The 19,371-nt window shown below is 62.6% G+C and carries 22 protein-coding genes; 17 read left to right on the forward strand and 5 right to left on the reverse strand.

Annotated elements, in window-relative coordinates:
- Window positions 1-53: 53 nt before the first annotated feature.
- The gene (locus tag GYH35_RS19930; RefSeq protein WP_161829306.1) at window positions 54-533 is read right to left on the reverse strand and encodes a RidA family protein; all 480 of its coding nucleotides are present in this window, start codon (window positions 531-533) and stop codon (window positions 54-56) included.
- Between the two features lie 246 nt (window positions 534-779).
- Here GYH35_RS19930 and GYH35_RS19935 point away from each other — a divergent pair, with 246 nt between their 5' ends.
- The 5 genes from GYH35_RS19935 to GYH35_RS19955 all read left to right on the forward strand — a co-directional run bounded on the left by GYH35_RS19935 (window position 780) and on the right by GYH35_RS19955 (window position 4,772).
- Window positions 780-1,466, forward strand: coding sequence for a GNAT family N-acetyltransferase (locus GYH35_RS19935; RefSeq protein WP_202624437.1), 687 nt, complete (start codon window positions 780-782; stop codon window positions 1,464-1,466).
- 174 nt (window positions 1,467-1,640) lie between these two features.
- Window positions 1,641-2,204, forward strand: coding sequence for a PEP-CTERM sorting domain-containing protein (locus GYH35_RS19940; protein ID WP_202624438.1), 564 nt, complete (start codon window positions 1,641-1,643; stop codon window positions 2,202-2,204).
- 157 nt (window positions 2,205-2,361) lie between these two features.
- Window positions 2,362-3,618, forward strand: coding sequence for a formylglycine-generating enzyme family protein (locus GYH35_RS19945; protein ID WP_161829307.1), 1,257 nt, complete (start codon window positions 2,362-2,364; stop codon window positions 3,616-3,618).
- A gap of 138 nt (window positions 3,619-3,756) precedes the next feature.
- The gene (locus GYH35_RS19950) at window positions 3,757-4,326 is read left to right on the forward strand and encodes a glycine zipper 2TM domain-containing protein (RefSeq protein ID WP_161812785.1); all 570 of its coding nucleotides are present in this window, start codon (window positions 3,757-3,759) and stop codon (window positions 4,324-4,326) included.
- 161 nt (window positions 4,327-4,487) lie between these two features.
- Window positions 4,488-4,772, forward strand: coding sequence for a ubiquitin carboxyl-terminal hydrolase 14 (locus GYH35_RS19955; RefSeq protein WP_161829308.1), 285 nt, complete (start codon window positions 4,488-4,490; stop codon window positions 4,770-4,772).
- A 1-nt stretch (window position 4,773) separates the two neighbouring features.
- On the opposite strand, the gene GYH35_RS19960 is transcribed toward GYH35_RS19955, so the two are convergent.
- On the reverse strand, window positions 4,774-5,652 hold the full coding sequence (locus GYH35_RS19960) for an acyltransferase (protein WP_161829309.1): 879 nt from the start codon (window positions 5,650-5,652) through the stop codon (window positions 4,774-4,776).
- Window positions 5,653-5,835: 183 nt separating this feature from the next.
- On the opposite strand from GYH35_RS19960, the gene GYH35_RS19965 reads away from it, so the two are divergent.
- Window positions 5,836-6,630 (forward strand): DUF4159 domain-containing protein, encoded by a 795-nt coding sequence (locus tag GYH35_RS19965; protein WP_161812782.1) that lies wholly within the window; start codon window positions 5,836-5,838, stop codon window positions 6,628-6,630.
- A gap of 31 nt (window positions 6,631-6,661) precedes the next feature.
- A complete protein-coding gene (locus GYH35_RS19970) occupies window positions 6,662-7,153 on the forward strand; it encodes a GNAT family N-acetyltransferase (protein ID WP_161829310.1) in 492 nt (163 codons plus the stop codon).
- A 49-nt stretch (window positions 7,154-7,202) separates the two neighbouring features.
- Here GYH35_RS19970 and GYH35_RS19975 read toward each other — a convergent pair whose 3' ends face one another.
- Window positions 7,203-8,480: a fimbria/pilus outer membrane usher protein gene (locus tag GYH35_RS19975; protein WP_161829311.1), complete on the reverse strand. Its 1,278-nt coding sequence runs from the start codon at window positions 8,478-8,480 to the stop codon at window positions 7,203-7,205.
- Window positions 8,481-8,729: 249 nt separating this feature from the next.
- Between GYH35_RS19975 and GYH35_RS19980 the strand changes: the two genes are divergently transcribed.
- From GYH35_RS19980 to GYH35_RS20000, 5 genes are all read left to right on the forward strand, one after another.
- Window positions 8,730-9,296: an RNA polymerase sigma factor gene (locus GYH35_RS19980; protein WP_161812779.1), complete on the forward strand. Its 567-nt coding sequence runs from the start codon at window positions 8,730-8,732 to the stop codon at window positions 9,294-9,296.
- Window positions 9,297-9,307: 11 nt separating this feature from the next.
- Window positions 9,308-9,757: a hypothetical protein gene (locus GYH35_RS19985; RefSeq protein WP_161812778.1), complete on the forward strand. Its 450-nt coding sequence runs from the start codon at window positions 9,308-9,310 to the stop codon at window positions 9,755-9,757.
- An 18-nt stretch (window positions 9,758-9,775) separates the two neighbouring features.
- Complete coding sequence (locus tag GYH35_RS19990; protein ID WP_161829312.1) at window positions 9,776-11,437, forward strand: RDD family protein; 1,662 nt, start codon at window positions 9,776-9,778, stop codon at window positions 11,435-11,437.
- 69 nt (window positions 11,438-11,506) lie between these two features.
- On the forward strand, window positions 11,507-12,007 hold the full coding sequence (locus tag GYH35_RS19995) for a metallophosphoesterase family protein (RefSeq protein ID WP_161812776.1): 501 nt from the start codon (window positions 11,507-11,509) through the stop codon (window positions 12,005-12,007).
- Window positions 12,008-12,157: 150 nt separating this feature from the next.
- Window positions 12,158-12,838 carry an SOS response-associated peptidase gene (locus GYH35_RS20000; RefSeq protein ID WP_161812775.1) on the forward strand — a complete coding sequence of 227 codons (681 nt, stop codon included), beginning with the start codon at window positions 12,158-12,160 and terminating at the stop codon, window positions 12,836-12,838.
- Window positions 12,839-12,881: 43 nt separating this feature from the next.
- Here GYH35_RS20000 and GYH35_RS20005 read toward each other — a convergent pair whose 3' ends face one another.
- Both GYH35_RS20005 and rocF read right to left on the reverse strand, forming a co-directional pair.
- Window positions 12,882-13,919, reverse strand: coding sequence for a YVTN family beta-propeller repeat protein (locus tag GYH35_RS20005; protein ID WP_161812774.1), 1,038 nt, complete (start codon window positions 13,917-13,919; stop codon window positions 12,882-12,884).
- Between the two features lie 22 nt (window positions 13,920-13,941).
- Window positions 13,942-14,910, reverse strand: coding sequence for an arginase (gene rocF / locus GYH35_RS20010; RefSeq protein ID WP_202624439.1), 969 nt, complete (start codon window positions 14,908-14,910; stop codon window positions 13,942-13,944).
- A 72-nt stretch (window positions 14,911-14,982) separates the two neighbouring features.
- Between rocF and GYH35_RS20015 the strand changes: the two genes are divergently transcribed.
- The 5 genes from GYH35_RS20015 (at window position 14,983) to GYH35_RS20035 (ending at window position 19,368) form a co-directional block, all read left to right on the forward strand.
- On the forward strand, window positions 14,983-15,897 hold the full coding sequence (locus tag GYH35_RS20015; protein ID WP_161829314.1) for a DMT family transporter: 915 nt from the start codon (window positions 14,983-14,985) through the stop codon (window positions 15,895-15,897).
- 103 nt (window positions 15,898-16,000) lie between these two features.
- Window positions 16,001-16,924, forward strand: coding sequence for an ABC transporter ATP-binding protein (locus tag GYH35_RS20020; protein WP_161812772.1), 924 nt, complete (start codon window positions 16,001-16,003; stop codon window positions 16,922-16,924).
- Entirely contained in the window at window positions 16,921-17,682 is a 762-nt protein-coding gene (locus GYH35_RS20025) for an ABC transporter permease (protein ID WP_161829315.1), read from the forward strand. Before GYH35_RS20020 ends, GYH35_RS20025 begins: the two co-directional genes overlap by 4 nt.
- Window positions 17,682-18,215 (forward strand): GNAT family N-acetyltransferase, encoded by a 534-nt coding sequence (locus GYH35_RS20030; protein ID WP_161829316.1) that lies wholly within the window; start codon window positions 17,682-17,684, stop codon window positions 18,213-18,215. The genes GYH35_RS20025 and GYH35_RS20030 overlap by 1 nt, the downstream gene beginning before the upstream one ends.
- Before the next feature lie 28 nt (window positions 18,216-18,243).
- Window positions 18,244-19,368: a dipeptidase gene (locus GYH35_RS20035; protein WP_161829317.1), complete on the forward strand. Its 1,125-nt coding sequence runs from the start codon at window positions 18,244-18,246 to the stop codon at window positions 19,366-19,368.
- The last annotated feature ends 3 nt before the right edge of the window (window positions 19,369-19,371 follow it).

The following is a 19,371-nucleotide window of genomic DNA, read 5'->3' on the forward strand; positions in this document are numbered from 1 at the left end:
TCATGTCGCGGCTGCGGCGGCTCATCACCGCCGCAGCCCGGTAAGCTGCGACCTCAGCGAGTCTCTTTCTGCGGCACGTAAGCGATGCACTCCAACTCGACTCGCGCATTCATTGCGAGGCCGCTCGCCGCTAACGCACTCCGCGCCGGAAACGGCTTCTTGAAAAACTCGCGATAGACCGTATTGAACGCCGGCCACTCCGCGATATCGGCGAGGAACACCGTGCACTTCACCACGTCGCTCAGCGACGCTCCGTTGGCTTCGAGCACATGCTTCACGTTCGTCAGCGTCTGACGCGATTCCGGCACGATGCCGCCCGGCGGCAGTTTGGCGCTGGCGGGGTCTTCGCCGATCTGGCCGCTGAGGTAAAGGAAATCTCCGGCTCGCACCGCTTCCGAGAACGGCCGGTCCAGTTTCAGCGCGCGCTCCGAGTTCAGGAATTGCGGTTTATCGGCAGCGCCGCTGCTCACCGTAGCCAGCAGCGCGAGCGCGCCAACGATCGTCCTTGCTCCAATCCGACTGCGAATCAGCATATACGGCCTCTGATGTTATCGTTCGTGACCGACAGCTTAGCCCGTCCGCGGCCTTCCCCGGCAGCTCCTGCACGTCCCTGTGCCCGCTGCATCAGGGCTCCTGCCCAAGTCAGCTCCTGCACGTCCCTGTGCCCGCTGCATCAGGGCTCCTGCCCAAGTCAGCTTCGTCCTTTCGGTTCGTTGCATCAGGTGTGCAATTCGCGTGGCCCACTCATCGACGAACGTCAGCCAGGATAAAATTGCGCCATGACGACGCTCGCCGAAATGAATAACCCCATCTGGTCCGCCCTGACCTCCGCGCAAGCTCACTTTGCCATCGGCGGGCCGATCGCCAAACGTTATCCCGCGGAAGTCGCGCCCTTCATCGCTGTGCCTGAGCCGACTGCCGCCGCAGCCGACGCGCTCGCCGAGCTCGTGTCGCCGGGTGAGATCGTCAACATCGTCAGCGTCACTCCCAAGCTCGACAAGGGTTGGGAGCTCCTCGCCACCGGCGACATCGTGCAGATGGTCTGGCGCGACGACGTCCCTTCACCCGACGAGGACGCTACAGGCATCACACCGCTGACTGACGTCGACACCCCTGACATGCTCGGCCTCACCGCGCTGGTGTTCCCTGGTTACTTTCGCCGGCGCACGCCGGAGATGGGCGAATACTTCGGCATCCGGCAGGAGGGACAATTCGCTGCGATGGCTGGCGAGCGCATGAAGCTGCATGGCTATGAAGAAATCAGCGCCGTCTGCACGCATCCCGACTTCACCGGCCGAGGTCTCGCCGCGCGTCTGATCAATCTGCTGGTCGCGAAGCAATTGAAACGCGGCATCGTGCCGTTCCTGCACGTCAACGAAGCGAATGCTCGCGCGCGAGCTTTGTACGCTCGTCTCGGCTTTGCCGATCGGGCGCTGCTGCCGTTGTGGTTGTTGAAGCGGGTTTAGGGTCCATCCAGCAAATCCCCTAAGCTCCCCTCCCTACGCGGCGCCCCGACCCCTGACGGGCGATCTTACACCCCCGCTCCGAGCTGTACCGACAGCTGCATAGAAATCAGCCGTTTGCATCGCGGGTACGACAATTGCTTGTCAGCCCGTTGTCTTATCATCAGGGGAGAGTCCATGAGTTTCAGATCCACCTGCCTGAGCGCATTCGTGCTGGCGCTCTCGGCATTTACGTATACGCAGTCGGCGGGCGCGGCGCCGCTGCTCTGTCAGGAAGTCAACAAGAACCACACGTTTGTCGACACCTCGGTGGTGGCATCGTGCCTGGGGGCTGGCGTCGGCAACATCAACGGCAATCCGGGCACGGACGATTTCCTGACCGGTGAAGGCGCCGGCTCGGGACTGATCGGCATCGGTTCGGGAACCTTCACTCAGGACGGCAACACCGGCACGTTCGCGCTGGACGCCAGCCTGTGGGACGCCTGGAGCGAGATCGCGATCGGCCTCAAGTTCGGCACCGGCAACCAGGCCGATGAATGGTTCGTCTATCTGCTGAACCCGCTGGTTTCCAGCGGCCTCTGGGAATTCATCGACGCGGACGGCAAACGCGGCGGCGGTCTGTCGCACGTGCAGCTCTACGGCCGCACGCCGAACACGAATGTGCCGGAGCCCGGCACACTTGCGCTGCTCGGCATCGGACTGCTCGGCACTGCCGTGGCGCGCCGTCGCAAGCAAGCCTGATACAACAACCACAACGTTTCTCGATACCTGAAGCCCCGCCTCGTGCGGGGCTTTTTTTATGCGCCGGTGCGCTTCTGTCACCGACGCGCTCCCAGAACGCGCCGGGGGTCGCCAGGCGCAGTGCCTAAGATCGGCGTCGATTCCAGGGGAGACGCCAATGAGCACACACAACAACGCTCGGCTTTGGGCAACCATCATTTGCCTTGCCGTGACCACGCAGGTCGCACAGGCTGATGGCAACAACGATTGCCCGCTTTGCCCGCCGATGGCCACCGTGCCCGCGGGCACCTTCCAGATGGGCAAGACCGTGAATCGCGGCTACGGCGAGATCGACGGCCCGACGCACACCGTGACATTCGAGCAGCCCTTCAAAGTCGCGAAACACGAAGTCACGCTCGGCGAATTTCGCTCCTTCACGCGCGCGACCGGCTACGTCTCGGAGCGCAAATGCAATGTCTATAAAGAAGGCACGAATTGGTACATCGATCCAGAACGCAACTGGGCCAACCCCGGCTTCGCTCAGCCGGAGAATCACCCCGTCGTCTGCGTCAGCTGGAAAGATGCGCAGGCCTACATCGACTGGTTGAACGGCAAGACCGGCCGCAACTATCGCCTGCCATCCGAAGCGGAGTGGGAATACATCGCGAGCACAGCAACTCTCAGCGGCGCTCGCGCTGTCACGCACGACAACGCCAACATCGGCAAAGTCGAATGCTGTGGCGGCAAGGTGCAAGGCAAAGACAAATGGATGCAAACCGCGCCGATCGGCAGCTTCCCGCCGGACAACTATGGCCTGCACGACATGCGCGGCAATGTTTGGGAATGGCAGCGCGATTGCTATCACGACAACTACAACGGCGCGCCGGTCGACGGTGACGCACGCGAATCGTGCCCAACGACGGGATATCACGTCGTGCGCGGCGGCTCGTATGGCGACGCCGGTGAGTTCCTCGAACAACGCTTCCGCCTGCGCGGCCCCGCGGATCAAGGCTTCTTCACGGTTGGTTTCAGGTTGGCTGAGTCGTCAGCCGAAGCTGCTACGGCAGCGACACATCCGGTCAGCGCAATGTTCGAAGCCACGCGGGCCAGGAACGTCGATGCGGTGGCCGGCTTTCTGTCCAGCTCGGTCGAGCCAGAAATCGTCTATTACTGGGGCGAGACGGTGAAGGGTCGCGACAACATCGTGCAATGGCATCGCGAATGGTTTGCCGAGCAGGGCTGGGTGCTTGCAAAGGAGAAGCTCGAGCGCGCCTTCACCGATCAGAAGCTCGCGGCGTTGAGCTATTCGATCGAGTACATCAAGAGCGCCGAACGAAAGTTCCGCATCCTGATCGATTGCACGCTGGTCAAAGAAGGCAACGCCTGGAAGATCGCGCGCATGCAGCAGACGCTGCTGGAAGGCCCGCAATCGTGAACTGCATCACAGTTTGAAGGGTCTATTGCCCTCTCAACGCCCCGCTCGATTCGGCGTTTGGCGACAGCATCGTTCCGCCGAACGGGATTGATATCATGGCGCCCTGGTCTACGACTCCTACAGCCTCCAGGGCGCTCCATGTTCAACCGTTTATTCAAGACAGCTTTCGCTGCACTCCTGTGCGCGTCCGTCCTCAGCAGCACGCCTGCGTTGAGCGATCCGCCCGACCATGCAAAGGCACACGGGTGGCGTAAGAAACACGACCCTCGCTATATCGGCTACACGGGCCGCGAATGGGAATATGACTACGGCGTGCGTGAAGGCTCATGCCATCGCAAGGAGATCGGCACTGTCGTCGGCGCAGTCGCTGGCGGTGTGATCGGCTCGCAGATCGGTGATGGCACCGGCCGCACCGTGGCCATCATCGCCGGCACCGTGCTCGGCGGCTTGATCGGTCGTGAGATCGGCGAAGAGCTCGACGAGGCCGATCGCGGCTGCTTTGGCCACGCGCTCGAATTGGTCGAGGCAGGCCGCCCCGTGCATTGGCTGAACGATCGCACTCACGTCGACTACGTGCTCACGCCGCTCGGCATGGCCGATTCGAAGAACTGTCGCAAGTTCAAGCTGAAGGCCACGTCGGGCAAGAAGAGCAAGACTTCCGAAGGCCGCGCCTGCCGCAACGGCGATGGCGTCTGGCGCATGGGCTGATTGTCCGCGCGACTGCATGCGGCGCTAGTTATTAGCACACGGATACATGACCCGGCTCGTCACGAGCCCTTATCCTGAGCCGGCCGCAACTGCATGCGGCAAGGTGAGTTGTCATGATCACTTCTGTGCAGTATCTATGACGCTTCACTCGGAGAAGTTGCATGTCGTGCGAACACATCGGTCAGGTCAAACCGCTGCCGCCGAAGACCGAAGGATGTGAGGAATGTCTGAAGTCGGGCAGCCGATGGGTGCATCTGCGCCTGTGCCTGACCTGCGGTCACGTCGGCTGTTGCGACAGCTCGCCGAATCGTCACGCGACCAAGCACTTCCATCAGACGCAGCATCCCATCGTGGCGTCGTTCGAGCCGGATGAGCGTTGGGCCTGGTGTTTCGTCGATGAGGACGCGGTGGATCTGCCTCGCGAGGCGCTGAAGTATCTGCGTTGACTTACGCGGCGCGCAGCTGCGTGATGAGCTCGTCTTTCTCCACCCACAGGCCATTCAGCCAGCTCTGCACGCGCTCGCGAAACACCGGATCGTTTTGATAATCGCCGCCGAGGAGTTCGGCCGGAATCGCCCGCTCGCGAATATTCACTCGCACCTCGCGCACCCGATTGCCGAACAGGTCGGCCATCGTCGGCCGCCCGTCCGGATAGACGATGGTCACGTCCAGGATCGAATGCAGCGCGCGGCCCATCGCATCCAGCACGAAGGCAATGCCGCCGGCCTTGGGCTTGAGCAGGTTGGCGAATGGCGATACCTGCTGCTCGTGCTTGGCGGGAGTGAAGCGCGTGCCTTCGACGAAATTCATCACCGACACCGGGATGTGCATGAACTTTGCGCAAGCACGCCGGGTGGCGGCGATATCTCGCCCCGCCAGCTCCGGCCGTTTATCCAGCTGTTGCCGTGAATAGCGCTTCATGAAGGGAAAATCGAGCGCCCACCACGCCAGCCCGAGCAGCGGCACCCAGAACAGCTGGCTCTTCAGGAAGAAGCGCAACAGCGGCACGCGCCGATTCAGCGCAGCCTGCAGCACCGGGATGTCGACCCAGGTCTGATGATTCGCCATCACCAGGTAATGGCCATCGGGCCGCAGCTGCGCCTCGATGTCGAACACGAAACGGGTCTGGGTGAACCAGCGAAGCATGGTGGTGTTGACGCCGATCCAGCTGGCGGCGATGGCCGTCAACAGCCAGTCACAGACGCGACGAATCGGGCGCAGGGGCAGAATGGCCTTCACCACCGCCACCAGCAGCAGCGGCGGAACGTGGATCAGGGTGTTCGTCGTGAACAACAGCGCGCCGAACGCGGTTCGTAACCAGCTCATCACCAGACTCTGTCGCCCCGGCTCGGGGCGCGCGCAGCATACTGAAGATGTAGCTGCTGTGGCGAACTTGGGCAGGATGCCCTGGTGCAGCGGAGCACAGGGACGTGCAAGAGTCGCGTCGGAAGCGGCCCCACCCCGCGGAACCCATTGCAAGCGCGGGTGGTTGATGACATGGTGCCTCGCATGAGCCGCAACTCGCCGTCATCCTCGTTTCGGCGCGTCACCCTGGATCGGGTCGCGGTCTGGCGGCTGGCCGCACTGATCGCCCTCCCCATCGTCGCCCTGGCCTCGGACACCACCGTGAACGGTCCGGCCGGGCCGAATGCCGAATTCCAGTTCATACGAATGCAGTACACCGGCACCAGCCTGTTCGGTGGCCGCGAGCGCTGGCTGACCGATTGGCCCGAGGCCGAGCAGCACCTGATCCGCGGCATCAAGCGACTGACTCGCATCAACATCGCCGAGGAAGGCCGCTACCTCAGCATCATGGACGACTCGCTGTTCGACTATCCCTGGATCTATGCGGTGGAAGTCGGCCATTGGGCATTGACCGACGAAGAAACGGTGCGGCTGCGCGAATATTTGCTACGCGGCGGCTTTTTGATGGTGGACGATTTCCACGGCACGCTGGAATGGGCCGGATTCGTTCAGGGCATGCACCGGATTTTTCCGGATCGCGCCATCGTCGACATTCCGCCGGACGACGCAGTCTTCCACGTCGCCTACGACATCGACGAGCACGTGCAGATTCCCGGCATTCAATCGTTGTACAGCGGCCGCAACTACGAAAAGGACGGCTTCACTCCGCAGTGGCGCGGCATCTACGACGACGACGGCCGCCTGATGGTGGTGATCAATTTCAACATGGATCTCGGCGATGCCTGGGAGCACGCCGATGTGCCTGAATACTCGCTGCTATACACGACGCGCGCGTACAAATACGCGATCGACTATATTCTCTACTCGATGACGCACTAGCGTCCGTATCTCACCACAGGTTCGATCCGCGATGACCATTCATTGGCAGTGGCGCAGCTACGCCGAGCTCTCGCCGCTGCAGATCCACTCGATTTTTACCGCCCGACAGGCGGTGTTCATCGTCGAGCAGGCGTGTCCGTATCCGGACATCGACAGCAAGGATCTGCGGGCGCTGCATCTGGCGGGGTGGTCGGGCGATCAGCTTGCCGCCTATTTGCGATTGCTGGCGCCGGGCGTGAGCTATCCGGAGGAGCCGTCGCTCGGCCGCATCATCACGACGAAGATGGCGCGCGGCACCGGCATCGGCCGGGAGTTGGTCGCGCGCGGATTGGAAAAGATTTACGAGCTGTATCCGACGCTGCCGACGCGCATCGGCGCGCAAGCTCACTTGCACAAGTTCTATGGATCGTTCGGATTCGTGCAATCATCGGAGCCGTACGACGAGGACGGCATCATGCACATCGAGATGATGCGACCGGCAGGGCCGGTTTTCCGGAGCCCTCACCGCAACCCCTCTCCCTGAAGGGAGAGAGGCTAATGATGTTTGCAGCCATCGGCAGCTCAGACGGAATTCAGTCGATGTCGCCCGAGCCCTGCGGCAGCTGCAGATCCAGCTCTTCGAGATCGTCCAGCATCGGCCGCGCCAACGGCTTGATGCCGCCGAACGGGCGCTTGTAAGAAATAAACACGGACGAGCCGAAGTTGTCTTCGAGCGAGTGGCCGGCGCTCATGGACATCGTGCCGCGCCCCACGCCCATGCTCTGTTTCACAGCGATGAGATTCGTGCGCTCGCGGGCCCAAGTGGTCTGAGTCGCATACGCGACCGACAAGCTCGAGCGCTCCGTGACATTCACGCCGACGCTGGCCAGATCCCGCTGCATGATGGGATCGGTCAGCGCCATGCTGCCGATGTCACGGAATTCGCGGCTTTGAATACGCGAACGGAACATCAGGTTGAACATCGAGTTGGTGTGCTCGAAACCCACCTTCGACATCCAGCCCGAGCCGCCATTCACGGCATTGCTCTGCGCGAAGGCGACAGATGCTGTGCCGATCGAGCCAATGCGCCGAGCGACGCCGAAACCGAGCGCGCCGACTTCATCAGCCAGATATTCGCCATGCGCTTCGACGGTGAAACCCAGCGGCGCGCCACAAGTGACAGTCGTGTTCGCGAACATCGGGCCATAGGAGTTGCTGGTGAGCGCGTAGTCCTCGCGCACCTTGCCGAAGCCCACCGAGAAGTCCGAGCAACCACGCTCGACCAGTCGAGTGCGCGCGATCATTGGCGCAGCGACGGACTCGGAATTACCGAGCGCGTCCTGCACGGCCAGGTTCCAGCCCTGCTCGCCCGAAGGCAGCGAACGATTTACCGAAAGGTTCTGCTGGCTCAGGCTCGTGCCGGCCTCGTCGGCCGAGGCGAACAGCGCATCCGCGACGGTAGGCAGCACGGCCATGCCGCTGCTCGCGAGCTTGTTGGAATCGATCACGTCGTCGCGCGTATCGGAACGGGTGCCGTACTGCATGCCGCCGTAGCGGACCGAAGTGCCCCACATGCCGACACTGCTGACGGTGTCGCCGACGCGCAGGCTTTCGTCGCCGTTCTGTTGGGTATACGAGGACTGCAGACGGGTCAGGGTATTGGCCGTGGCTTGCGGGTCGAGCGAGGCAGCGAAGCTGTAATCGACCTTGGCCGCATCGCTCAGGACCTGGGCGTTGACCGACGAATACGCGGGATTCAGGGAGGTCGCACGAACCGCGACTGTCTCGGGCTCGCTGACTTGGGGCACGGCGCAGGCGGTGAGCGCCAGAGCGGGAACCAGGATGAAGATAGTCCGTATCGTCGAAATCATCAGCTGAACGTCAACCTTTCGCGGCCGTGGCGACACCATGAGGGGTCTGGCGGGCGACATTGCCCCGAAACGCCGCGAATTCTAAGCAAGCCGGCTCGGCCTGAACATAAGTCAGGCCCTGTAAGTGTGCGGATTACGTCGCAATTTCACGGTACAGCGGCTAATGTCGCCGCCTGGCCGCCGGGCTGACTCCAGGCTGTGTAACTTCCCTCCGGACGCGGTGTTCTCAAGCTAAACGACGACATCACCGTGGCAAGGCAACCCCCGGACACCACCCCGCGCCAGGACGACTTCGCAAGCTTCATGCGTGCTTATCAGGACATGGTCTTTTCCACCGCCGCGCGGATCACCGGCCGCGACGGCCCGGCGGAGGACATTGCCCAGCAGGTGTTCTTGAAGGCTTACGAGAATTTCGCCCAGCTGCAGACCAGCCCCGCCGCCGGCGGCTGGCTCAAGACCGTGGCTCGCAACCTGGCGCTGAACCACGCCACCCGCTATCGCCGTCGCTGGCGGTTCTTTTCCGAAATGCGCAGCGACGACGATGACGATGCGGATATGGACATTCCGCAGCCCGAAGAAGCCGCAGCGGATTTCGACGACGACACCCGCCGCGCCATCGTCGCCGAGGCCTTGCAGAAATTGCCCGATCATCGCCGCCTGCCGCTGGTGCTGTATCACTTCGAAGAGATGTCCTATGAAGAGATTGCCCAGCAGCTCGGCATTTCATTGTCCAAAGTGAAAATCGACATCCTGCGGGCACGCGGCGCGCTCGCCAAAATCCTCGCCGCCCGCGGTCTCACGGCGGAATGTTTCTAGAGGCCGCCCCCATGAACACTCCCTCGAATCCGAACGAACGAAACGAGCAGCAGCTGGAGCGCTTCATCGGCCAGGCGCTGCGCGATCAGCCGCTGCGCCGTGCTCCTGTCGATCTCGAATCCAAAGTCATGGCGGAAATCGCGCGACGCGCGGCCGCTCCGTGGTGGCAGGGCAGCTTCGCCGGCTGGCCGGTTGCGGCCCGCCTGTTGTTCATCATCGCGTCCGCCGGCCTCATCGCGCTGGTGCTGAAAGCGTCGGCAATGATCGCCGTTCCGCTCAAACCGGGCGCACTGTTCGCCAATGTGGCGTGGATTCCTTCCCTGTTCATGACCATCGGCACGGTCCTCGGCGATCTGCCGTCGTTGTGGGTTTATGGCGGCGCGGCGATTCTCGGCGCGCTGTATCTAACGTTGTTCGGAGTCAGCGCGGCTGCCTACCGGACGTTGTATGCGCCTCGTTGACGGCGCACGGTGCTTCGTATGAGACGTTCGTTTGTTTGCTTTTTCGCGATCGCGGTACTCGCCGGCCTCGGCGGTACACAGCCGGCGTTCGCACAGGAAGAGACCACGCCGCCGGTCGAGCTGGACGATCTGCCCCGCTCCGTCGAGCGCGAGATCGAACAAGCCGAGCGTGAGATCGAACGAGCTCAGCGGGCAGCCGAACGAGCAGCCGATCGCGCCGAGCGGCACATGGACGGTCGCAACGAACGGGTCATCGTAAACATTGGCGACAACTCGTCGCTGCCAGCGGGCGAATACGCGGATGCAGTGATCGCAGTGCTTGGCTCGGCATCTTCGGCGGGCGAGGTCGGGGAAGCCGTCGTAGCGATCGGCGGCAATGCATCCGCAACCGGCCCGGTCGGCGAGGGCGTCGTCGCTCTGTTCGGCAACGTGTATGTGGACAGCGAAGTCGGTGAGGACGTCGTCGCAGTCTTCGGCAACGTGCAGCTCGGTCCGAATGCGGTCGTCAACGGTGAAACGGTGTCGGTCGGCGGCGCTATCACCCGCGACCCGGCCTCCAAGGTGCATGGTGGCCAACAGCAGATCGCGTTCGGCAAGCACTTCGGCGACCTGAAGTGGCTCAAAGCGTGGTTCGAGCAGTGCCTGCTGTACGGCCGGCCGTTGGCGTTCGATCAGAGCGTCGCGTGGGCGTGGTGGCTCGCGGCCGGCTTCCTGGGTTTGTATGTATTGCTGGCGGTCATGTTCGATGGGGCCCTGCAACGCTGCGTGACCACGCTGGAAGAACGACCCGGCGAATCGGTGATCGCGACCATCCTGTCCGTGCTGCTGTCGCCGATCCTGATCATTGTCATGCTGATCACGATCATCGGTGCGGCACTGGTGCCGTTCCTGGCGCTTGGAATGTTCTGCGCGGCGCTCTTCGGCAAGGCGGTCGTGCTCGCCACGCTGGGCCGTCGCATCACTCGCTTCACTGGCATCGGCGCATTCGGTCATCTGGCCGTCGCCACGCTGATCGGCGGCTTGATCGTGCTGTTGCTGTACACGGTGCCGGTGCTCGGCTTCATCGTGTCCAACATCGTCGGCGCACTGGGCTTCGGTGTCGTCATCTACACGTTGCTGTTGGCGCAGCGTGCTCGGAGTGCAGCTGCCGCTCCGGCGGTGCAGACCGTTGCCGCGTCATCCGCTGCTCCATCGGCTATTCCGCCCGACGCCACAGTCGCATCGGCCGCTGTCGCCGGCGATGGCAGCACGGTTCCGCCGCCGTCCGCCGCGCCAGAGAACCTGAGCAATATCGAGCTGAACAGCCAACCGCGCGCAGGCTTCTGGATTCGCATGGGTGCTCTGGCGCTCGATGCGCTGATCGTGGGCATCCTCGTGAAGTGGGTGGACCCGAGCGATGAACTGTTCCTGGTCGCACTGGCCGGCTACGGCGCGCTGATGTGGAAGCTGAAGGGCACTACTGTCGGCGGCATCGTCTGCAATCTGCGCGTGGTGCGCACCGACGGCCGGGACATCGAATGGGAAACTGCCATCGTGCGCGCGCTCGGATGTTTCCTGTCGCTGATCCCGGCCGGCCTGGGATTCATCTGGATGGTGTTCGACAACAACCGCCAGACCTGGCACGACAAGATCGCCGGCACAGTCGTGGTGCGCGTCCCGAGGAATACGCCGCTCGTCTGATACGGCTGGCGGCGCCCGGGTGCCAGGGCTACAGTGGCGAGTCGTTTTCGCTCGCCTGCTGAACAGTCAATGGAACCCGCGCCCCCTGCCGACACGCCCGATCAAACAGTGATCGGCGTAGTCTCCGACACTCATGGCCTGCTGCGCCCCGAAGCGCTGAAGCACCTGAACGGCGTCGACCGCATCGTTCATGCTGGTGACATCGGCGCACCGAACATCCTGGAGAAATTGCAGACCCTCGCGCCCGTCGACGCCATTCGCGGCAATAACGACAAGGGCGCGTGGGCCGAGGCCATCCCTGCAACATTGTTCCTCGAAATCCGGGGACACCGGATTCATGTGCTGCATGACCTGAACCAGATCGATCTCAGCCCGTCGGCCGCGGGCATCTCGGTGGTCATCAGCGGTCATTCGCACAAACCCGTCGTGCAAGAGCGCGAAGGCGTGTTGTTCATCAATCCCGGCAGCCTCGGACCGCGTCGTTTCCGACTGCCGATCGCGCTCGCGAAGTTGTATATAACCGACGAATCCGTGCGCGCCGAGATCGTCGAATTGAAGCTGCCCGGCTGACGACCGCGGCTCGTTTCGCGCTCGCCGCGATGTCGGTTTCGATGTCGCCGGTAATATTTTTCCGGCGACGCTGAACGCGACTATCGACACTGCAGGAATCTGCGCGACGTCACATTTCTGTCACCGACCGGAATTTATTCTCTTTGGCCCATGTGTGAGCGATTCGTCATAGCGCCGCAAACAGCAGTGGAACACGAGTTCCCGCTGCTGCATGCGTGGTGGCGTTTCGAGCCCAGCTTCAATGTTTCGACGCGCAACAACATACCCGTCGTGCGCCTGCATGACGGCGAGCGCGAGGGCGTGATGATGCGCTGGGGCCTGGTCCCCGACTGGGCGGAAGGCGATGAACGCAAGGCCTGCACGACGCACGCATCGACCGATGAGCTGGATCGAAACAAGGCGTTCAGCGGCGCGTGGTGGCGAGGACAGCGCTGCATCCTGCCGCTCTCGGGCTTTTATGGCTGGCAGCTCACGCCGAATCAATATCTGCAGCCCTACTTCGCGCGCCTGGTGAATCGTTCAGTATTTGGTGTCGCGGCGATCTGGGATCGCACCATCAACAAGGACGAGGACGACGTCATCGAGGGCTGCGCCGTGCTCACCGTGCCGCCGAACGATCTATTGGCCGACGTTCACAACACGGCGCAACGCATGCCGGCGATTCTGCACCGAGATGAATACGAGCAGTGGCTGCGAGGCCCAACGGCCCGCGCGCGAGCGCTGCTAAGGACATATCCGCAGGACCGGATGGTCGTGCACGCCGTGAGCCCGCGGATCAATTCGCTGAAGTACAACGATGAGCAGTTGATCAAGCCGGTGCTGTTCGGCTGAACGGCGCGACCGGCTTTCGCCGGTGCGCCTGCAGTTCTCGTCGTTACTTCTGAACCGTCAGCGCCGTGTAACCCAGCCCGTCCGGCTCGCGACCGGCCTGCAACCGGTTCACGATCTTAAGGCCTTCCAGGTCGATGACCGTGACCGTGTCGAAATTGGTATTGGCGACGAACGCCAGCTGCAACGCGTCTGGCATCAGGATGCCCACCGGCACCGGGCCGCTGCCGAACTGAGACGCCATGCGCTTGGTGTCGTCCAGCTTCTCGCCCTCTTTCTGCATCGGAATGCTGCCGATCTTCTTCTTGGTCACCGTGTCGAAGATCGCGACATCGCCCGACACCGCATTGGACACCAGCGCGCGAGTGCCATCGGGCGTGAACTTCACACGGATCGGCATTTTGCCCGGTTCCAGCGTCGTCGTGATCTTCAATGTCGCCGGATCCACGATGGACACCGTGTTGGCCTCACGATTCGTCACCCACACTTCGCTGCCATCGGGCGCCACGGCGATGCCTTCGGCGCCTTTGCCCGTTGTGACATCGGTAACACGTTGGTGAGACGCGAGATCGATCGCCGTCATCGAGCCCGAGCCAATGTTCGCGGTGAACGCACGACGATGTTTCGAGCTGACGGCGACCATGTGAGTGCCCGCCTGGTCGGTCGCGATTGCATGCTTCACCTTGCCATCGTTCACACCGACGATGAGCAGCGCCTTACTGCCTTCGACGGTCACGGCGACTTCATCGCCTTGCAGCCAGACGATGCCGTGCGGCCGGCTGTACGTGCCCAGATCGACGGTCCGCAACACTTTCTTCGCTGGCACATCGACGACCGTCAACGTCTTGCCTGGATTGGCAGCGTCGCCGTAGTTGGTGACGACCGCGGTCTTGCCATCGCTGGAGACGGCGACTTCATGCGGCCCGTCGCCGGTGGGCAGCGTTGCCCTGACCTCGTTGCTCGCCAGATCGATGAACGACATCGTATCGTCGGACTTGTTGAGCACCAGCAACGTGCCCGACGGCGCGGCGGAGGCAGCGCCGCCGGCAGCGATCAGCAACAACGACCAGGCCAGCTTCTTCATCTTGGTTTCCTTGTTTGTTCATTCATTTGGCCGAGCGGCGCATCAGCGTGCTCTTGCCGAACAGCGATTCGACCAGGTCCACGGCCAGCAGCCCGGTCTTGTTGCGAACATCGAGCGCCGGATTCAATTCCATCACGTCCAGCGATGCCATGCGGCCGGTGTCGGCGATCATTTCCATGCACAGCTGCGCCTCGCGATACGACGGCCCGCCCGGAATGGTCGTGAGCACGCCCGGCGCGATCTCCGGATCGAGGAAATCGACGTCGAAGCTGACATGCAGATGCGTGTCGTCGTCGAGGCCGTGCAGCGCCTGTTCCATCGTCTCACGCATGCCGTGCTCGTCGATGTAGCGCATGTCGAACACTTCCAGCCCCTGCTCATGCACGAAACGTTTCTCCAGCGGATCGACGCTGCGAATGCCGATCTGCCGGATCCACGACGGATCGATGGCCGGCTTGCGACCGCTCATCTCGGTCAGTTGCGCCGGGCCGAACCCGCACAGGCACGCCACCGGCATGCCATGGATATTACCGCTGGGCGAAAGCTCACGCGTGTTGAAATCAGCGTGCGCGTCGAGCCAGAACACGCGCAGTTTCTTGCCGCGCTCGCGGCAGTAGCGCGCGACCGCGCTGATCGAGCCGATGCCGAGACAATGATCGCCGCCGAGCAGGATGGGCAACTGGTCGGCCTTCAGCGCTGCATACATTGCATCGTGCACCAGTTGGTTCCATTCGGTGACTTCGGTGAGATGCCGATACCCGTCGACCGGGTGCTGCCATGGATTGCCCGGGCCATTGAGATTGCCGCGGTCGATGACTTGCAAGCCGCGCCCGGCCAGCGCTTCACGAAGGCCAGCCACGCGCAGCGCTTCGGGCCCCATCGACGAGCCACGATCGGCCGCGCCGGCATCCGTGGGTGCACCGATGAGCACCACCGTCCTGCCTTTAGCCATCGCGAATGACGATTCTCCCGCCGCGAATTGCGTGCTCATGATCATGATCCTCTCGATAGAATCGCAGACGAACGCCGTTGTTCGCGCTGCGCCCCGATTGTACTCCACTCTATGAATGCTCCCGCCGCAACCGCGCCGCGTGAATTGCTTACCGGCGTGCTGCTCGCGGGAGCTGGCGCCATCGCGTTCTCCTGCAAGGCCATCATCATCAAGCTGGCCTATCGCTACGGCGTCGATGCGGTCACAACGATCATGTACCGCATGTTGTTCGCCTTCCCGCTGTTCCTGGCGCTCTCGTGGTGGTCGGGCCGCAATAAGCCCTCGCCCACCGCGCAAGACTGGCGAACCCTGTTCGGACTGGGTTTTTGTGGCTATTACCTCGCGAGCTATCTGGATTTCGCCGGCCTGCAATACATCAGCGCCAACCTCGAGCGGCTGATCCTGTATTTGAATCCCACCGTGGTGCTGCTGGCGGGCAAGCTATTGTTCAAGACCGAAGTGAGCCGGCGGCAATGGCTGGCGCTCGGCGTAAGTTATATCGGCGTGCTGGTGGTGTTCGGGCACGACGTGCGCGCCGGGCCGGACATTGCGTTGGGCGCGATCCTGGTCTTCGGCAGCGCCGTGAGCTACGCGATCTATTTGGTATACAGCGGACAGATCGTGCGCCGGCTGGGCGCGCTGCGCGTCACCGGGCTGGGAACGAGCATTGCCTGCATCCTGTGTATCGCGCAGTTTTTTATCTTGAAGCCGCCGTCGGCGATGATCGTCGCACCCGAAGTCATCTGGCTGTCGGCGCTGAATGCGGTGTTGTGCACATTCATCCCGGTGCTCATCACCATGATGGCGCTCGAGCGCATCGGCGCCGGCGTCACCGCGCAGATCGGCATGATCGGCCCGATGTCAACCATCATCCTCAGCGTCCTGATCCTGGGCGAGCCCTTCACGGTCTGGATCGCCATCGGCACCGGGCTGGTCGTGGCCGGGGTCTGGCTGCTGGCGCGGTATCGGGTCCGGCCCCATTCGTGAAAGGGCGGCAATTGCGCCGTGCTCCGATCGCCACTCCGAGTCCTTTGTGACTTCTCTATAATGCCGGGCCTTCACTCGAGCAGCGTCGAGTATCGGAGCCCGCGTGCAGTCCATCATCTCGGTTCAAAACCTGGTCAAGACCTACGCCTCCGGCTTCCAGGCCCTCAAAGGCGTCGACCTCGAGATCCGCCGCGGTGAAATCTTTGCCTTGCTGGGCCCGAACGGCGCCGGCAAGACCACGCTGATCAGCATCATCTGCGGCATCGTCAATGCCACGTCCGGCAGCGTCACCGCCGACGGACACGACATCCGCAAGGAATTCCGCGCCGCGCGCTCCAAGATCGGACTGGTGCCGCAGGAACTCACGAGCGACGCGTTCGAAAGCGTGTGGCGAACCATGACCTTCAGTCGCGGCTTGTTTGGCAAGCCGCCCAATCCGGCGCACTTGGAAAAAGTGCTCAAGGACCTGTCGCTGTGGGACAAGAAGGACAGCCCCATCCTGTCCCTGTCCGGCGGCATGAAACGTCGCGTGATGATCGCGAAGGCGCTGTCGCACGAGCCGCAGATTCTGTTTCTGGACGAGCCCACCGCCGGCGTCGACGTCGAGCTGCGGCGGGACATGTGGGATATGGTCCGATCCCTGCGCGACAGCGGCGTGACCATCATTCTCACGACGCACTATATCGAAGAAGCCGAGGAGATGGCCGATCGCATCGGCGTCATCAGCAAGGGCGAGATCATCCTGGTCGAGGAGAAGAACACGCTGATGCGCAAGCTCGGCCGTAAGCAGCTCACGTTGCATCTCCAGGCTCCGCTGCAGCAGATCCCAACGCAGCTCGCCAACCGTCAGCTGGAGCTGTCGCCGGACGGCACGCAGCTCATCTACACGTTCGACGCTCAGGCCGACGCCACCGGCATCGCCAGCCTGCTGCGGCAACTCAACGAGCACGGCATCGACTTCAAGGACCTGCACACCAGCGAAAGCTCGCTGGAAGAAATTTTCGTCAGCCTGGTGCACCAACGATGAACACCTACGGTATCGGCGCGATCTATCGCTTCGAGCTGGCCCGCTGGTTCCGCACGCTGGTGCAGAGCCTGTTGTCGCCGGTGATTTCCACCTCGCTGTACTTCGTCGTGTTCGGCGCCGCGATCGGCTCGCGCATGGCCGAGATCGAAGGCGTGAGCTACGGCGCATTCATCGTGCCCGGCCTGATCATGCTCTCGGTGCTCACGGAAAGCATTTCCAACGCCTCGTTCGGCATCTATATGCCGCGCTACTCCGGCACGATTTACGAAGTGCTGTCCGCGCCGATCTCCGCGATGGAAATCGTCATCGGCTATGTCGGTGCGGCGGCGACTAAATCCATCATGCTCGGCCTGGTGATTCTCGCGACCGCACGGCTATTCGTTCCTTTCAGCATCGAGCACCCGTTGTGGATGGTTTCGTTCCTCGTGCTCACGTCGCTCACCTTCAGCCTGTTCGGCTTCATCATCGGCTTGTGGGCCAGCGGCTGGGAGAAGCTGCAGATCGTGCCCATCATGATCGTGACGCCGCTGGCGTTCCTCGGCGGCAGCTTCTATTCCATCGGCATGCTGCCGGAGTTCTGGCAGAAGGTCGCGCTGTTCAATCCGGTCGTGTACCTGATCAGCGGCTTCCGCTGGAGCTTCTACGGCGTCTCCGACGTCGCGGTCGGCGTCAGCCTGGGCATGACGCTCCTGTTCCTGACGCTGTGCCTGATCGTGATCTGGTGGATCTTCAAGACCGGCTATCGGTTGAAGGCCTGATGATGACCGATGCACTTTCATTTCGTCGCGCCACGGAGCAGGACGCGAAGTCGCTGGCGGAGTTCGCCGAGAAAACATTCCGCGACACGTATACTCAGTTCAACACACCAGAGGACATGGACGCTCACTGCGCCAAGTCCTTCAGTGAAGAGATTCAGCGCGCGGAGATCCGGGACTCGCGACGTGAAAGCTGGCTGGGGGAGATCGATGGCAAGCTCATCGCTTTCGCGCAGCTCATTCTCGATAAGCCTTGCCCGCCGGTGAACGGCAAGCGCGGCGTCGAAATCCTGAGGTTCTACGTCGATGCGTCTCAGCACGGCAAAGGCGTGGCTTACCGTCTGATGGACGAACTCGCCACCCGCGCGACGGCGTTGAGCGCCGATGTGCTGTGGCTGTGCGTGTGGAACCAGAATGCGCACGCGACCGCATTCTATGAGCGATGTCAGTTCGCGAAGGTCGGAACGACAACGTTCACCCTCGGCGCCGAAGTGCAGCAAGATTGGGTAATGTGTCGCGACCTGCGTCGGATTTGAACTCAGGCCATCCTTGGAGCTGCTGCGAATGACCCTCTCCCGTCGCAACGTTTTGCTTGCCACCGGCGCAGCCGCGCTGGCATTGCCCATGCGATGGGCGAGCGCGGCTACGTGGAAGGGCTACAACGACGCCATCGTGATCGATGGCTTGGGCGGGCCCGGCAGTCTCACCATGCAGCCGGGCGAGAAGCTCAGCGAGGCTCATCTCAAAGATGTGCGAGACAGCGGCCTGTCAGCGGTACTCATCACACTCGGACCGGTCGGCACGACCGCACCGGATGCGGCGTTCAAGGAGCTGGTTCGCGGCCTCGTCGACTCGGATCGTGACATCGAGCGGCATCCGGACACGTTCGCTCGCGTGCGCACCGTGGCGGACATCACGGCAGCTAAAAAGGCCAAGCGCACCGGACTCATTTACGGTGTGCAAGACGGCGTGGCGTTCGAGACCGACCTGGATCTGCTCGACGATTTGTATCAGCTCGGCTTGCGCGTCGTGCAGCCGACTTACAACCGCCGCAATCTGATCGGCGACGGCTGCATGGAGCCGGCCAACGCCGGCTTGAGCCGCACCGGTTTCGAAACCATCGAGCGACTCAACTCGCTCGGCATCCTGGTCGATCTCAGTCACTGCGGCCGGCAAACGTCCGCCGATGCGATTCGCGCCTCGAAGAAGCCGGTGGCGTTCACGCACACTGGCGCGGCGGCCGTCGCCGATCATCCGCGTCATCGCACCGATGAGGAACTCCGCGCGGTCGCGGACAAAGGCGGTGTCTCCGGCGTGTTCTTCATGCCCTATCTGAATGGCGGCAAGCAGCCGACCGGCGCCGACATCATTCGGCACCTCGAACACATGATCAAGGTGGCCGGCGAAGATCACGTGTCCCTCGGCACGGACGGCACCATCTCACCCGCTCTGCTCGACCAGAAATACAAAGATGCGTTTGCCGCAAACATCCGGGAGCGCAAGGAAAAGGGCATCGCCGCGCCGGGTGAAGCCGAGGACGGCTATTTGTTCGCGAGCGATCTCAACACACCGCGTCGCTTCGAAACCCTGGGCCAGATGCTGGCCGACCGCGGCCACAGCGCCACCCGCATCGAGAAAATTCTCGGGCGCAATCTGCTGCGGGTGTTCGGCGACGTGTGGCGCAGCTGAGCG

It is taken from the genome of Steroidobacter agaridevorans (assembly GCF_009932555.1).
Lineage (GTDB): Bacteria > Pseudomonadota > Gammaproteobacteria > Steroidobacterales > Steroidobacteraceae > Steroidobacter > Steroidobacter agaridevorans.

Excerpts from the sequence above, each read along its gene's own strand:
- GYH35_RS19960 (WP_161829309.1), bottom strand. The coding sequence starts at position 5,652 with ATGAGCTGGTTACGAACCGCGTTCGGCGCGCTGTTGTTCACGACGAAC.
- GYH35_RS19970 (WP_161829310.1), top strand. The coding sequence starts at position 6,662 with ATGACCATTCATTGGCAGTGGCGCAGCTACGCCGAGCTCTCGCCGCTG.
- GYH35_RS20035 (WP_161829317.1), top strand. The coding sequence starts at position 18,244 with ATGACCCTCTCCCGTCGCAACGTTTTGCTTGCCACCGGCGCAGCCGCG.
- GYH35_RS19945 (WP_161829307.1), top strand. The coding sequence starts at position 2,362 with ATGAGCACACACAACAACGCTCGGCTTTGGGCAACCATCATTTGCCTT.
- GYH35_RS19965 (WP_161812782.1), top strand. The coding sequence starts at position 5,836 with ATGAGCCGCAACTCGCCGTCATCCTCGTTTCGGCGCGTCACCCTGGAT.
- GYH35_RS19935 (WP_202624437.1), top strand. The coding sequence starts at position 780 with ATGACGACGCTCGCCGAAATGAATAACCCCATCTGGTCCGCCCTGACC.
- GYH35_RS19930 (WP_161829306.1), bottom strand. The coding sequence starts at position 533 with ATGCTGATTCGCAGTCGGATTGGAGCAAGGACGATCGTTGGCGCGCTC.
- GYH35_RS19995 (WP_161812776.1), top strand. The coding sequence starts at position 11,507 with ATGGAACCCGCGCCCCCTGCCGACACGCCCGATCAAACAGTGATCGGC.
- GYH35_RS20030 (WP_161829316.1), top strand. The coding sequence starts at position 17,682 with ATGATGACCGATGCACTTTCATTTCGTCGCGCCACGGAGCAGGACGCG.
- GYH35_RS19950 (WP_161812785.1), top strand. The coding sequence starts at position 3,757 with ATGTTCAACCGTTTATTCAAGACAGCTTTCGCTGCACTCCTGTGCGCG.
- GYH35_RS19940 (WP_202624438.1), top strand. The coding sequence starts at position 1,641 with ATGAGTTTCAGATCCACCTGCCTGAGCGCATTCGTGCTGGCGCTCTCG.
- GYH35_RS19955 (WP_161829308.1), top strand. The coding sequence starts at position 4,488 with ATGTCGTGCGAACACATCGGTCAGGTCAAACCGCTGCCGCCGAAGACC.
- GYH35_RS19990 (WP_161829312.1), top strand. The coding sequence starts at position 9,776 with ATGAGACGTTCGTTTGTTTGCTTTTTCGCGATCGCGGTACTCGCCGGC.
- GYH35_RS20025 (WP_161829315.1), top strand. The coding sequence starts at position 16,921 with ATGAACACCTACGGTATCGGCGCGATCTATCGCTTCGAGCTGGCCCGC.
- rocF (WP_202624439.1), bottom strand. The coding sequence starts at position 14,910 with ATGAGCACGCAATTCGCGGCGGGAGAATCGTCATTCGCGATGGCTAAA.
- GYH35_RS19975 (WP_161829311.1), bottom strand. The coding sequence starts at position 8,480 with ATGATTTCGACGATACGGACTATCTTCATCCTGGTTCCCGCTCTGGCG.
- GYH35_RS19985 (WP_161812778.1), top strand. The coding sequence starts at position 9,308 with ATGAACACTCCCTCGAATCCGAACGAACGAAACGAGCAGCAGCTGGAG.
- GYH35_RS20005 (WP_161812774.1), bottom strand. The coding sequence starts at position 13,919 with ATGAAGAAGCTGGCCTGGTCGTTGTTGCTGATCGCTGCCGGCGGCGCT.
- GYH35_RS20000 (WP_161812775.1), top strand. The coding sequence starts at position 12,158 with ATGTGTGAGCGATTCGTCATAGCGCCGCAAACAGCAGTGGAACACGAG.
- GYH35_RS20015 (WP_161829314.1), top strand. The coding sequence starts at position 14,983 with ATGAATGCTCCCGCCGCAACCGCGCCGCGTGAATTGCTTACCGGCGTG.